The organism is Candidatus Pelagibacter sp. HIMB1517 (genome assembly GCF_052047895.1).
In the GTDB taxonomy this organism is placed as follows: domain Bacteria; phylum Pseudomonadota; class Alphaproteobacteria; order Pelagibacterales; family Pelagibacteraceae; genus HIMB114.
Genome location: NZ_JBNAIW010000005.1, coordinates 45,620 through 58,276, shown reverse-complemented (window position 1 = coordinate 58,276; position 12,657 = coordinate 45,620). Strand labels below are relative to the sequence as shown.

Below are 12,657 nucleotides of genomic sequence, written 5' to 3'. Positions count from 1 at the left end.
CTTACTTAAACTCTTTATTTATACTAACAGATGTTAGATGGTTAATTGGACCATGACCTTTTCCATAATTAATCTTAGATCCAATAGCTTGATTAACATATTTGATACCGAGTTCGCATGCTTTGTTTATAGTTTTTCCACATGCTAAATAAGTTGTAATTGCGCTTGATAATGTACAACCAGTTCCATGAGTATTTTTGGAATTAATTTTTTTATTTTTAAATACTTTAATCTCTTTTTTATTAATCAAAACATCTCTTACAAAACTACCTTTTAAATGGCCTCCTTTAATTAGAACATTCGTTGCACCTTTATTAATTAAAATTGACCCTGCATAAATCATATCTTCTGACGTATTAATTTTCATATTTGATAAAACTTCAGCTTCAGGAATATTAGGTGTAATCAAATATGCATGTTTGATCATTTGTTTTTCTAAAAACTGAATTGCTTTATTATTAATTAATTTAGCCCCACCTTTTGCAACCATCACTGGGTCTAGAATAATATGTTTTGTTTTAATTTTTTTTAAGCAACTAATAACTTGCTTAATCACTTCAACAGAATGAAGCATACCAATTTTGATGGCATCAGGTTTAATATCATTTGCTGTAAACATGATTTGGTTTGCAATTTCTTTTGGTGGTATGGCAACAATTGATTTCACACCAGTTGTATTTTGTGCTGTGATGGCTGTAACTGCTGTCATCGCATAGCCACCAAGTGCAGAAACTGTTTTAATGTCTGCTTGTATTCCAGCGCCCCCAGAAGAATCTGATCCTGCGATAATTAAAATCTTTGCTCTTGGTTTCATTAATGAACTGTTTTTTTAATAATTGAAATGCACTTTTGTAATAATTTTTTATTATCAGACTCTCCCATAATTCTAATTTTAGGCTCTGTTCCAGATTTTCTAATCAGCATCCTTCCTTGGCCTTTCATTAATTTATTAGCTTGGTTAATCGCCTTTTTGCATTTTAGTGAATTAATAATATTTTTATCTTTTACTGTTACATTTTCTAATATTTGAGGAGTAAGTTTGAACAAGTTAAATAGGTTACTTGTCTTTTTTGATTTTCTTAAGCTAAATAAAACTTCTAAAGCAACTAATAAACCGTCACCGGTTGTTGCAAACTTTCCAAGTATAATATGTCCAGATTGCTCACCTCCTAAATTAAAGTTATTTTTTTTCATTACTTCTTTTACATAGCGGTCACCAACATCTGCGCGTTTAAATTTAATTTTTTGATTTTTAAAATATTTTTCTAAACCATAGTTAGACATTAAAGTTCCAACAACACCGCCTTTGAGTAATCTTTTTTTTCTCCACCTTGTGGCTAGCATTGCAATAATTTGATCACCATCAATAATTTTTCCTTTTTCATCACAAATAATAATTCGGTCAGCATCTCCATCAAGCGCTATTCCAATATGAGCTTTATATTTTTTTACTGCTGATTGAATTTTGTTTGGAAAAGTCGATCCACAATTTTTATTTATATTTAATCCATTGGGTTCAGTTCCAATAGCAATAACTTTTGCACCAAGAGATCTAAGTAATTTAGGTCCAGCCTTATAACCTGCGCCATTTGCACAATCTAAAACAATTTTTAGTTTCTTAAGATTAAAGTTTTTTGGAAAATTTTTCTTTAAAATATCAATGTATAGATCGGTACCCGTTTCTAATCTTTTTACTCTTCCTAATTTTTCTGCATTGATAAGGTGTTTCTGAGTATTGGTATCAATAATTTTTTCAATTTTTTTTTCAATTTTATCTGACAACTTCATTCCATCTGGGCCAAATAGTTTCATACCATTATCATCATAAGGGTTATGAGATGCGGTAATCATGATACCCATATTTGCTTTCATACGCTTTGTAATCATTGCTAGTGCGTTGGTTGGCATAGGACCAAAAGTATAAACGTTCATTCCAGCAGAGGTTAATCCAGATACTAATGCAGGCTCTAATGTATAACCTGATAACCTTGTATCTTTTGCAATAATAGCAACGGGTTTATTTTTTTTTGGGTTTGCAAAATAGGTCGCCGCGGCCAAACCAAATTTAAAGAATTTTTCACCGTTAATTACACCTTGGTTTACTTTCCCTCTAATACCATCTGTTCCAAAATATTTTTTCATTAAATCGAATTCAAAGCCTCCTGAACTTTAAGTGCTTCATACGATTCTTTTATATCATGAACTCTAAAACACTGCACACCTTGGTTATACCCTGTTATGACCGCAGCCAAAGTACCGCCCAATCTATCTTTACTATCTTTATCTTTCATAACTTTGCCAATAAAACTTTTTCTTGATGGTCCTAACATAATTGGACATCCTAAAGCATGGAATAAACCAATGTTAGAAATAAGATTTAAATTGTGATCCAAATTTTTACCAAAGCCAATACCTGGATCTAAAATAATATTTTGTTTTAAAAACTTTCTTTTGGTTAACTGATTAATTTTATTTTCAAAATAATCATAAATATCTAAAAGCACATTTTGATAGCTTGGGTTGTTTTGCATAATGTCAGGTGTTCCTTGAGAATGATTTAAAATAATTGGTTTTTTTAACTTGGCTACAACGCTTAATGATTGTGAGTCAAAATCCATCGCAGAAACATCATTAATTATTTTTGCACCTTTTTTTATTGCAGCAACCATCACTTGCGATTTTCTTGTATCGATTGAGATTTTATATTTCTTAATTTTTGAGATAACTTGTAATACCCTTTTTTTCTCATTTTCTACTGAAATAAGTTTTGCACCTGGACGCGTAGACTCTCCACCAATATCAATGATATCAGCACCTTGATTTATCATTTCTTTAGAATGCTTGATTGCTTGTTTTAATTTATTAAATTTACCACCATCGGAAAAGCTATCTGGTGTGACATTTAAAACACCAAAAATTTTGAAGGTATCAAGATTTAGACCTGATATTTTTTTTCTTTTTTGGGTGACGTTTCTTATTTTTTTTAAAACTTCTTTTTTCAACCTGGATGGTAAATTTTTTAATTGATTTATATTTATTGTTTTAATTTGGTTTTTTTTACCTCGAGTTGTGATTTCTAATTTACCAAAAGCTAAGTTTTTATTTGCACATATGGGTAAAGCCTGTTTTGATTTAATTAATTTTCTGGCGTCTGAACCATAAGACATACTTATGGGTCTTACATAAATTTTTTGCATCGATTATTGATTAAGTAAGCTTTGGCTTTAAACCAATTGAGCCTAGAGCAGATTCTTTTTTACCACTACCTTGATTTTGATCTGGTTTATCAGAATGTCTAGTTGGATAAGTATCTTTGTATAAAATATTTGAGATTTCATCAAAAGTTAAAGTTTCATAATCCATCAAAGCCTTTGCAAGTTTGTGTAGATCATCAATTTTATCTTCCATAATCTTTTGAGCTTTTTGGTAACCTTCAAATACAATTCGTTTAACTTCTTTGTCAATTTTTTGCACAGTCTCTTCTGACATGCTTTGGTTTTTAGTAATTGATCTTCCAAGAAATACTTCTTCTTCATTATCACCATAAGCAATTGGTCCTAATTCTTCGGACATTCCATATTTCGTCACCATGTCTTTTGCTATTTGTGTGACTTTTCCAATATCAGAACTTCCTCCACCACCTGCACCTGTTGTGACCTTATCTTTTCCAAATATTTTTTCTTCAGCAACTCTTCCGCCCATTGCCATGGCAATCATTCCTTCAAATTGATCTTTTGATTGATAATCTTCATCTTTTTCAGGTAACCACATTACCATTCCACCAGCCATTCCTCTTGGAATAATTGTTGCTTTATGCATTTTAATATTTTTAATTTTTACATTTAATCCAATGATTGCATGACCTGCTTCATGATAAGCCGTTAATTTTTTATCATCTTCTGTAATGACTTTAGAACGTCTTTCAGCTCCCATCATGATTTTGTCTTTTGCTTCTTCAACATCAATCATGGTTACAATTCTTTTATTTTTTCTAGCAGCAAGTAATGCTGACTCGTTAATAATATTTGCTAAATCCGCTCCAGAAAACCCAGGTGTTCCTCTTGCAATTGTTCTTAAATCTACATCTGGTCCTGTTTGGATTTTTTTTGCGTGTACTTTTAATATTGCTTCTCTTCCAATAATATCAGGTCTTGGGACAATAACTTGTCTATCAAATCTTCCAGGTCTTAATAAGGCTGGGTCTAGGACATCAGGTCTGTTTGTAGCTGCGATTAAAATGACACCATCATTTGTTTCAAATCCATCCATCTCAACTAGTAATTGGTTTAATGTTTGCTCTCTTTCATCATTTCCTCCACCAAGTCCTGCACCTCTACTTCTTCCAACTGCATCGATTTCATCTATGAAAATAATACAAGGCGAATTTTTCTTTCCCTGTTCGAACATATCTCTTACTCGTGATGCTCCAACTCCAACAAACATTTCTACGAAATCTGATCCTGAAATTGTAAAGAATGGCACATTAGCTTCACCAGCTACTGCTCTTGCAATTAAAGTTTTACCTGTACCTGGAGGTCCAACTAATAAAGCACCTTTTGGAATTTTTCCACCAAGTCTTTGATATTTTCTTGGATCCTTTAAAAATTCTACAACTTCTTCTAACTCTTCTTTAGCCTCTTCAACTCCTGCAACATCTTTGAATGTCACTCGGCCTTTAACTTCATTCATTAGTTTTGCTTTAGATTTTCCAAAACCCATCGCTCCACCTTTTCCTCCTTGCATTTGACGCATGAAGAAAATCCAAACTCCAATTAATAATAACATTGGGAACCATGACAATAAAACGCCAAAGAAAGATGGCATACCATCTTCAGAAGGTCCTGCAGTAATTGCTACTCCTTTATCAGTTAATTTTTGAACTAGTTCAGGATAATTTGGAGAATAAGTTTTAAATCTTGTTCCATTTGAAAAAGTTCCTGAAACTTCACTTCCTCTAATGTCAACTGAAGTTACATTACCTTTGTCTACTTCAGTAATGAAGGTAGAAAATGGAAGGTCTCTAGATGATGTATTATTTGGATTTTGGAATAGATTAAACAAACCTAAAACCAAAAGGGCAATGATACCCCACATCATCAGATTTTTAATATTCATATAATATAAAGTAATTATTAATTCGTTTTAAACAAGATCAAAAAGGTCCTATTTATCAACGTTTTCTATTTTCTTTTTTTACTTTGACTAAATTAAGGCCATTTTCAAAAACATAACCACCAAGAGTAACTTTATTAGTGTTATTTTTAGATAAATCTGTAATTAGGCGATCAATACCTTTTGCTCTTGGAGGATAATTCTTTTTTTTTGTCAAAAAAGAAGAGATAGATCTAAAAATGACCTCATTAGGTTCTTTAAATAATTTTTTTGAAATACTAGAAACGTTTCCTTTGTTTGTAATATGTTTTTTTACAGCTTGATTAGAATAAAATTCTAATGCCTCACTTGCCTTATCTAAATTAGTTAAGGTTTTTAAAAGTCTCTGATCACCAAGACCCTCTTTTTCCATAAAATTTCTTAATTTTCTTACTCTGGATCTTAGGTATTTATCTTTAAAATTAGATGGATCATTAACAAAAAAACCAAAGTTTTTTTTAGCAATTTTAACTAGTTCATTTTTTTTATTATTTAAAAATGGTCTTAAAAAGTAAGTGTTCTTATATTTTGATATTTTTTTAATTGGCGATAGTCCTGTTAAACCACTACCTCGACTTAACCTAATATAAAAATTTTCAACTTGATCATCTAGATGATGCCCTAATAGAATTTTTTTAACTTTTTTTCTTTTACAAAATTCAATGATTTTATCATATCTTTTAACTCTAGCTTCAGAGTGAAAATTGCTAGAATTCTCAAATTTTATCTTAAAAATAATAGATTTTATTTTATGTTTTAATAAAGATGATTTAACTTTTTTGGCTTCTTTATCACTATTTTTTCTAACACCGTGATCAATAATTACGCATTCAAAGTTTTTATTGCGATCAATAGAATATACTTTGGACAAATAAGCTAAAGCCATACTATCTGGTCCACCAGATACCCCAATAACAAATTTTTTTTCTTTTAAATTTTTGTCTAAAAAGTTTTTAAAATGAGGAAATATATTTTCTAAGCTTTTATCCAATGCTTGGGCACTTGTATTTTTTCTTTTCATACTTCGCCTTTTGGATAACAGACTGTTTAGCTTTAGGATACTGTTTCTTTATACCATCAAGCATCTGACAACCTTGGTCTTTTTCACCCAGCTCAGATAATGTGACTCCAAGCTTTAATAAATTTTGTGGTCCTTTAGAACTTTGAGGATATTTTTGATATCCATCTAAATAAGCAGCTGCTGCATCATGATAAAGTTGTCTGATATAAAAAGTTTCTGCGTACCAGTATTGTGCATTTCCAGCGAGTTTATGTTTTGAATTTTTTTTAACAAATTCTCTTAAAGCTAATTCGGCTTGATCATAATCACCAACTTTAATTAAACTTGTTGCAAATTTGTATTGCTCCTCAGGAGATTTTTTTGGTAAAATTTCTTTTACTTCTGGTTCTTCAATTTTCACAACACTTGCAGGATTAATTGAACTTGTTTGTTGTTGCTCAGGTTCTTTTTGAACCACCATGTTACCTAAATTTTGAGGTTTGTCTGTTCCAGGAAATTGTTTTGGTTTTGTTTTTTTTGTAACTTGTTTAACATCTCCTGTTTCTAAATCTGATAATCTTAATTCATTATCTTTTTGCGTTTTGTTTAATCTTTCATTTAACTGTTCAAATGAAAACATAACTTCTTCGTGACTAGCAGTAAGTTTTTGCATTTGTTCTTCAAGCTCTGTTATTTTTACAAGCTGTCGAGTTAAAGCACCTTCCAGTGAACCTGATGCTTGAGTTTTTCCAGAACCTTTAAAGCTTTGTGAGTAAACTGCTTTTTCTAAAGTTTGCATATCTTTTTTGATTTGCTGTAATTCTTTTAAAACTTGATTTAATTTTTCATCTGCTCTTGCGGTAGAAAAAATTAATAGGAATGAAAAAATAAAAATAATAAATCTCATTAAGTTAAGTAATACCTAAAAAATTGGCAAAAAAAAGACCCTGCGTTTAGACAGGGTCTTTAATTAATCTTTTAAACCTTATGTAAACTGATTACTTTGCTTTTACAGTTACAGATCTTCTGTTTTGAGACCATGCTAGTCTTGAAGATTCTGGGTTTACAGGTCTTTCTTTGCCGTAACTGATTACAGTCACGTTACTTCCGCTAACACCTTGAGACATTAAATAATCTCTTACAGCGTTTGCTCTTCTTTCACCTAATGCTAAGTTGTACTCTCTAGTACCTCTTTCATCGGCATGACCTTCTACCACCACACTAATTCCAGAAGACTTAATATAAGCTGCTTGCTTATTTAAAGTACTTTTAGATGCAGTGTGTAAACTTGATTTGTTAGTTGCAAAGAATACTCTATCAGGAACACCAGCTGCTAAAAATTTAACAGTGTCTGTTCCAGTGTACCAATCGTTTGACGTTCTCTTTTTTCCGCCAGTTGCACAGGCAGATACTAAAAAACCTAAAACTGCTACAAGAGCGAAATTTCTAATATTATTTAATGACATATATCCTCTTAAAATTTAAATTTTATTAGTCCCACTTCTACATAATTGAAAACGAGTTTCAACCCTAGATTAATAAAAAAAACCTTCAATTCGCCTATTTTGACAATAAACCAGACCAAGATGGGTCTGATGCGTCAGTTGGAGTTTTAATTTTGACTTCATTGTAACCAGTAATATCAATAGCCCATAACTTTGCACTAGAGCCTTGTCCTTTTTTTCCACCAGCTGTTTCACGATAGAAAATCAATACTCTTCCATTTGGTGACCATGATGGTGCTTCTTGATAAAAATTTTGTGTTAACAATCTTTCACCTGTTCCATCGGTTCGCATAACACCGATATAAAATTTTCCTTTATGAATTTTTGTAAATGCAATTAAATCTCCTCTTGGAGACCAAACTGGAGTTCCATACAAACCTTTTCCTCTTGATATTCTTTTTACACCTCTTCCATCACTTCTCATGGTATAAATTTGTTGAAGGCCACTTCGGTCTGAATTGAACACAATAAATCTTCCATCAGGTGAAAATGATGGAGATGTATCAATTGCAGGATTAGATGTTATCTGCTCGACACGTCTTGACTCAATATCCATTGTATAAATATCTGAGTTACCATCTCTTGCAAAACTCATAATAATTTTTCTTCCATCTGGAGAAAATCTTGGTGCAAAAGTCATTCCTGGAAAATCACCGACTACTTCTTGAATCCCAGTTTCAATATTTAATAAATAAACTCTCGGTAAATTTTTAAAATAAGACATGTAAGTTACCATTTTCCCATTTGGACTGAATCTTGGTGTAAGCACAAGTTCATTTCCTAACGTTAAAAATTTATTATTCGCACCATCTTGATCCATGATAGCTAATTTTTTTTCACGTTGTGTTTTTGGACCACTCTCCGCAACATAAATAATTCTGGTATCAAAATATCCTTCCTCACCGGTAAGTCTTTGATAAATTTTATCAGAAATAATATGAGCAATTCTTCTCCAGGACGATGGTGTTGCAAATAAAGCAAGTCCTTCTATTTCTTTTGCTGAAACTACATCCCATAATCTAAACTCTACTCTTAATCTTCCTTTGTCATCAATTCTCAATTTTCCTGAAACCATGATTTGAGCTTTAATTAATCTCCAGTCTTCAAATCTAGGTTTTAAGTGAGACAGTTTTGGTTGCTGAATGTAAGATTTATTGTCTAAAACATAAAATAAACCTGAGCGCATTAAATTTCCCTTGATTACTTTTGGTAAATTTTCTTCTAATTTTAACGATTTAATCTTTTCAGAAAATTTTTCTGGATTATCAATATAAAAATTTGATATCGCAGTAGGCAGTGGTTCAAGATTTCCTCTTGTAATATCAATTGTAACTACAGCAAAAGATTTACTGGTAAATAGAATTAAAAATAAAGTTACTAATATTTTTTTCACAATTATCCTCTTAACATTTCTTTTGCGTCAAAATTAAGTTGTAAATCTTTCCACTTGTCATGTCCAGTTGCCGGCATCTTTAAAGGATTGCATAATCTTACTGCTCTTAGTGCGCTTTCTGCTAAAACCTTATAAAATCCTTGTCCCGGTCTGTTCATTCTAACGTGATCTAAAATTTCTGAACTCATTATAGACCCATCTTTATTTAATTTTAACCTCACTCTTACAGTTAAATCCTCATCATAAGGCAAACCAAGTGGGATGTTCCAACACTTAAAGATTTGCGCCTTTATGGCATCTTCTTGTGTAATAGTAAGACCTTTATCTAAACTAACAGTAGAATCTTGATCCTGTGTAATTTCTAAGCTTTGCTTTTGTTGAATATCAGCAGTTTCTTCTTTAGATTTATCAATTAAAGCAGCAATTTTATTAGGATCAAAAAGCTCTTTTTTTTCAAACTCAGATGACTGTCTAATCTCATCTTTGACTTCTTCTGGGTTTTGTTTGTCAGTTTCTTTAGGCTTCTTTTTCTTAATTTGATCGGGCATAGGAACAGCGTCCTGCTTTTCTTTTTTCACAATCTTTGGTGGCGCTTGTTTTGTAACTACTCTTTCTTTTTCTTCCTTAATTTTTTCAATAATTTCCCTGGCTTTTGGAGCAAATGGTAATGCTGTTTTGTCTGATATTTGTATTAGGTCAATTGATATGATTGGTGGAACATCGATTGGCTTTTTTACAATAAAAGGTAATGTAAAAAACGTTATGGCAAATATTCCTGCATGAAAAAGTATAGATAATGATAAACTTCTATACATATTAACGTTTTGTTTCTGTAATTAATGCGACCTTTGTAAAACCGTTTCCTGATAAATTACCCATAATATCAATAACGCGTCCGTAATTTAAATTTTTATCACCCCTCACATATATTCTAGTATCAGTTCTGTTCTTTGATATGGCTAGAAGTTTTGGAACCAAATCAGAATAACCAACTCTTGTATCTTGTACAAAAATTTCTCCTTTTGCATTAATTGAAACTGTTAAGGGCTCATTATCATCAGGTAATGAATCCGCATTAGTCTCGGGTAAGTTTACTGGTACTCCAACTGTAAGCATAGGAGCGGTCACCATAAATACAATTAATAAAACTAACATCACATCCACAAATGGAGTAACATTTATTTCACTAATAGGAGAATTGGATCTTGAAGAACTTTTATTTAGATTAACACCCATTAAATTATTGATAAGAAAGTTTGTGTAAAGTTTTCTAATTTTTGAGTAAATTTTCGAGAACTACTTGTAAATTTATTATAAGCAACAACTGCTGGAATTGCTGCTAACAAACCTAAAGCTGTAGCAAATAATGCTTCGGCAATACCTGGTGCTACAATTGCCAAACTAGTATTTCTTGAAATTGCGATTGACTGAAAGGAATTCATAATTCCCCAAACTGTTCCGAATAATCCAACGAAAGGTGCAACTGAACCCACAGTTGCAAGGAAAGTTAATTTGTTTTCATATTTTTCAACTTCTTTATCAATTGCTACATCCATCACTCTTTTAACTTTTTCAGTTAAAACAGCTTGGGAGTGACTTTTGTTTTGCATTAAATAATTAGCACCAGATCTAAATACTACTGTCATTGGATCATCTGTATCTGAGCTAGTTTTTTCAAACAAAGTTTTTACAGATTTAGAATTTAAGAACTCTTCTTCAAATTCTTCTGAACTTTTAAATATTTTTTTAAATACTTTATATTTTTCAAAAATTAGTGCCCATGAATAGATTGATGCTGCAATTAACATAATAATTACAGATTTAACGATAAAATCAGCTCTAGTAAAAAGAGTCCAAAAAGAAAAATCTGCTGCAGCAATTGCGGAAGCTGCGGCTCCTACTTGTGGTTCCATATTTATAAATTCCTATTTTTGAAAATTGTCATTAATATGACAATGATCTATTGATATTTGTAGTTAAATACAACTTTTGAAAGATTTATATAGATCCTCTGGCATCTTTTTGGGTTTTCCAGATTGATCAATCACTGCTAGTTCAACATTTGCTATTACACGAACTTCGCTATTCACATTTACAGACTGAATTAAATTAATTCTAACAGGTGAAATTTTAGATAACTTAGTAACAACGCTAACCTCTTCTTCAAATTTAACAGGCTTTTCATAATCTGTATGACACGATCTTACGACAATATAAACGTCATTTTGATTGAGTTTTTTATGATCGTAACCTAAAGAATAAATCATTTCAGTTCTAGCTCTTTCAAAGTATTTTAAATAGTTAGCGTAATAGACAATCCCACCTGCATCTGTATCTTCGTAATAAATTTTTGTTTTATAGGTAAATGCTTTATCCATGAAATCCTTCATTATTAAAATGATCTAAAAAGTATCTTCCTATCAAGATAGCATCAGCTTTATTGGCATCTTTTTTTTTGGCCATATCATTTGAAAAACTTGGAAATAATTCTATTGCCTTGGTTCTGCTTGCATCTTTTGAAGAACCTATAAGATTAAAATGCTTCTTCCATTTAACAGGCCTTACAAAATAAATAGGCAGGGTTAAAGCTGAACATATTCCTTTAATCACCCCAAAAGATTGTCCAAAATTAAACATACTAGTAACTCCCTGTCCTGGCATAGCTGTCACATGCTCAATGACTACTGCTGTTTCTGATGATCTGTTAATTCTTTGTTTAATCTCTAACGACAATTGAGCTGCATTAATTTGTTTTTTATTTTTTTTTCCTTCACTCATTGTAGGCATATCAATGACTTCCTTGAGTTTTTTATTCTCATAAATGCTAAGCGCACCACTTACTCCAGGATCAATACCAAATACGATCAAGATGACATTTCCTCCAATATTTTTTGATCTACTTCAAAATTTGAGTAAACTTTTTGAACATCATCATCCTCTTCTAAAGCATCAATAAAATTAATAATTTTTTCAAAACCCTCTTTGTCAATTTTTATTGTATTTTTTGGGTTATAAATTATTCCACAAAAACTAAGATCATACTTTTTTTCCAGCTCAATTTGTAATGTATGGAGATCATTTTTTTCAGAAAAAATTTCATAAAAATCTCCTTCCACTTTAAAATCACTTGCGCCATAATTAGTTGATTGTTCAAATATCTCATCTTCTGAACATGAGTCTTTTTTTATTCGAATTAAGCCACAAATTTCAAATTGATAGGAAACTGATCCTTCGCTTCCTAATGAACAACCATTTTTTTCAAATATAGATCTTACATTTGAGATAGTACGATTCTTATTATCTGTTAGTGCTTCTACAATAATACCAGTTCCTGATGGTCCAAAACCTTCATATACAATAGACTCATAATTAGCTTCATCACTACCTTGAGATTTCTTAATCGCCCGATCAATATTGTCCTTTGGCATGTTTGCTTCTTTTGCAGCTTGTACTGCAGATCTTAATCTTGGATTCATACTTGGATCCGGCATACCAAGTTTAGCTGAAACTGTAATTTCTCGACTTAATTTTGAAAAAAGCTTTGAACGTTGCTTGTCAGCTTTTCCTTTTTTATGTTTAATTCCTGCCCAATGCGAGTGTCCTGCCAT

The 12,657-nt window shown here is 31.4% G+C and carries 14 protein-coding genes; all 14 read right to left on the bottom strand.

Translation table 11 applies throughout. From position 1 onward, the window contains the following. Window position 1: 1 nt before the first annotated feature. The gene (gene thiD, locus ACTTAT_RS03425; protein WP_440679671.1) at window positions 2–814 is read right to left on the bottom strand and encodes a bifunctional hydroxymethylpyrimidine kinase/phosphomethylpyrimidine kinase; all 813 of its coding nucleotides are present in this window, start codon (window positions 812–814) and stop codon (window positions 2–4) included. Further along, entirely contained in the window at window positions 814–2,142 is a 1,329-nt protein-coding gene (gene glmM, locus ACTTAT_RS03420) for a phosphoglucosamine mutase (protein WP_440679670.1), read from the bottom strand. Before glmM ends, thiD begins: the two co-directional genes overlap by 1 nt. Then, window positions 2,142–3,197: a dihydropteroate synthase gene (folP, locus tag ACTTAT_RS03415; RefSeq protein ID WP_440679668.1), complete on the bottom strand. Its 1,056-nt coding sequence runs from the start codon at window positions 3,195–3,197 to the stop codon at window positions 2,142–2,144. Before folP ends, glmM begins: the two co-directional genes overlap by 1 nt. 10 nt (window positions 3,198–3,207) lie before the next feature. Further along, the gene (ftsH, locus tag ACTTAT_RS03410; protein WP_440679667.1) at window positions 3,208–5,115 is read right to left on the bottom strand and encodes an ATP-dependent zinc metalloprotease FtsH; all 1,908 of its coding nucleotides are present in this window, start codon (window positions 5,113–5,115) and stop codon (window positions 3,208–3,210) included. A 55-nt stretch (window positions 5,116–5,170) separates the two neighbouring features. Then, on the bottom strand, window positions 5,171–6,172 hold the full coding sequence (gene tilS, locus ACTTAT_RS03405) for a tRNA lysidine(34) synthetase TilS (RefSeq protein WP_440679666.1): 1,002 nt from the start codon (window positions 6,170–6,172) through the stop codon (window positions 5,171–5,173). Further along, on the bottom strand, window positions 6,135–7,058 hold the full coding sequence (ybgF, locus tag ACTTAT_RS03400) for a tol-pal system protein YbgF (protein WP_009360496.1): 924 nt from the start codon (window positions 7,056–7,058) through the stop codon (window positions 6,135–6,137). The genes tilS and ybgF overlap by 38 nt, the downstream gene beginning before the upstream one ends. Before the next feature lie 91 nt (window positions 7,059–7,149). Next, window positions 7,150–7,617 carry a peptidoglycan-associated lipoprotein Pal gene (gene pal / locus ACTTAT_RS03395; protein WP_440679665.1) on the bottom strand — a complete coding sequence of 156 codons (468 nt, stop codon included), beginning with the start codon at window positions 7,615–7,617 and terminating at the stop codon, window positions 7,150–7,152. A 94-nt stretch (window positions 7,618–7,711) separates the two neighbouring features. Beyond that, complete coding sequence (gene tolB, locus ACTTAT_RS03390) at window positions 7,712–9,052, bottom strand: Tol-Pal system beta propeller repeat protein TolB (RefSeq protein ID WP_440679725.1); 1,341 nt, start codon at window positions 9,050–9,052, stop codon at window positions 7,712–7,714. After that, complete coding sequence (locus ACTTAT_RS03385) at window positions 9,052–9,864, bottom strand: cell envelope biogenesis protein TolA (RefSeq protein ID WP_440679664.1); 813 nt, start codon at window positions 9,862–9,864, stop codon at window positions 9,052–9,054. The genes tolB and ACTTAT_RS03385 overlap by 1 nt, the downstream gene beginning before the upstream one ends. A 1-nt stretch (window position 9,865) precedes the next feature. Continuing rightward, complete coding sequence (tolR, locus tag ACTTAT_RS03380; protein ID WP_009360500.1) at window positions 9,866–10,285, bottom strand: protein TolR; 420 nt, start codon at window positions 10,283–10,285, stop codon at window positions 9,866–9,868. After that, window positions 10,285–10,962: a protein TolQ gene (gene tolQ, locus ACTTAT_RS03375; protein WP_440679663.1), complete on the bottom strand. Its 678-nt coding sequence runs from the start codon at window positions 10,960–10,962 to the stop codon at window positions 10,285–10,287. The genes tolR and tolQ overlap by 1 nt, the downstream gene beginning before the upstream one ends. A 63-nt stretch (window positions 10,963–11,025) precedes the next feature. Beyond that, on the bottom strand, window positions 11,026–11,427 hold the full coding sequence (locus tag ACTTAT_RS03370) for a YbgC/FadM family acyl-CoA thioesterase (protein ID WP_440679662.1): 402 nt from the start codon (window positions 11,425–11,427) through the stop codon (window positions 11,026–11,028). Next, window positions 11,420–11,917 (bottom strand): crossover junction endodeoxyribonuclease, encoded by a 498-nt coding sequence (locus tag ACTTAT_RS03365; RefSeq protein ID WP_440679661.1) that lies wholly within the window; start codon window positions 11,915–11,917, stop codon window positions 11,420–11,422. The genes ACTTAT_RS03370 and ACTTAT_RS03365 overlap by 8 nt, the downstream gene beginning before the upstream one ends. Then, a complete protein-coding gene (locus ACTTAT_RS03360; protein ID WP_440679660.1) occupies window positions 11,914–12,657 on the bottom strand; it encodes a YebC/PmpR family DNA-binding transcriptional regulator in 744 nt (247 codons plus the stop codon). The genes ACTTAT_RS03365 and ACTTAT_RS03360 overlap by 4 nt, the downstream gene beginning before the upstream one ends.

Coding starts and splice junctions, on each gene's coding strand:
- glmM (WP_440679670.1), bottom strand. CDS start 2,142: ATGAAAAAATATTTTGGAACAGATGGTATTAGAGGGAAAGTAAACCAA.
- thiD (WP_440679671.1), bottom strand. CDS start 814: ATGAAACCAAGAGCAAAGATTTTAATTATCGCAGGATCAGATTCTTCT.
- tilS (WP_440679666.1), bottom strand. CDS start 6,172: ATGAAAAGAAAAAATACAAGTGCCCAAGCATTGGATAAAAGCTTAGAA.
- ftsH (WP_440679667.1), bottom strand. CDS start 5,115: ATGAATATTAAAAATCTGATGATGTGGGGTATCATTGCCCTTTTGGTT.
- folP (WP_440679668.1), bottom strand. CDS start 3,197: ATGCAAAAAATTTATGTAAGACCCATAAGTATGTCTTATGGTTCAGAC.
- tolR (WP_009360500.1), bottom strand. CDS start 10,285: ATGGGTGTTAATCTAAATAAAAGTTCTTCAAGATCCAATTCTCCTATT.
- tolQ (WP_440679663.1), bottom strand. CDS start 10,962: ATGGAACCACAAGTAGGAGCCGCAGCTTCCGCAATTGCTGCAGCAGAT.
- ACTTAT_RS03370 (WP_440679662.1), bottom strand. CDS start 11,427: ATGGATAAAGCATTTACCTATAAAACAAAAATTTATTACGAAGATACA.
- ACTTAT_RS03385 (WP_440679664.1), bottom strand. CDS start 9,864: ATGTATAGAAGTTTATCATTATCTATACTTTTTCATGCAGGAATATTT.
- ACTTAT_RS03360 (WP_440679660.1), bottom strand. CDS start 12,657: ATGGCAGGACACTCGCATTGGGCAGGAATTAAACATAAAAAAGGAAAA.
- ybgF (WP_009360496.1), bottom strand. CDS start 7,058: ATGAGATTTATTATTTTTATTTTTTCATTCCTATTAATTTTTTCTACC.
- pal (WP_440679665.1), bottom strand. CDS start 7,617: ATGTCATTAAATAATATTAGAAATTTCGCTCTTGTAGCAGTTTTAGGT.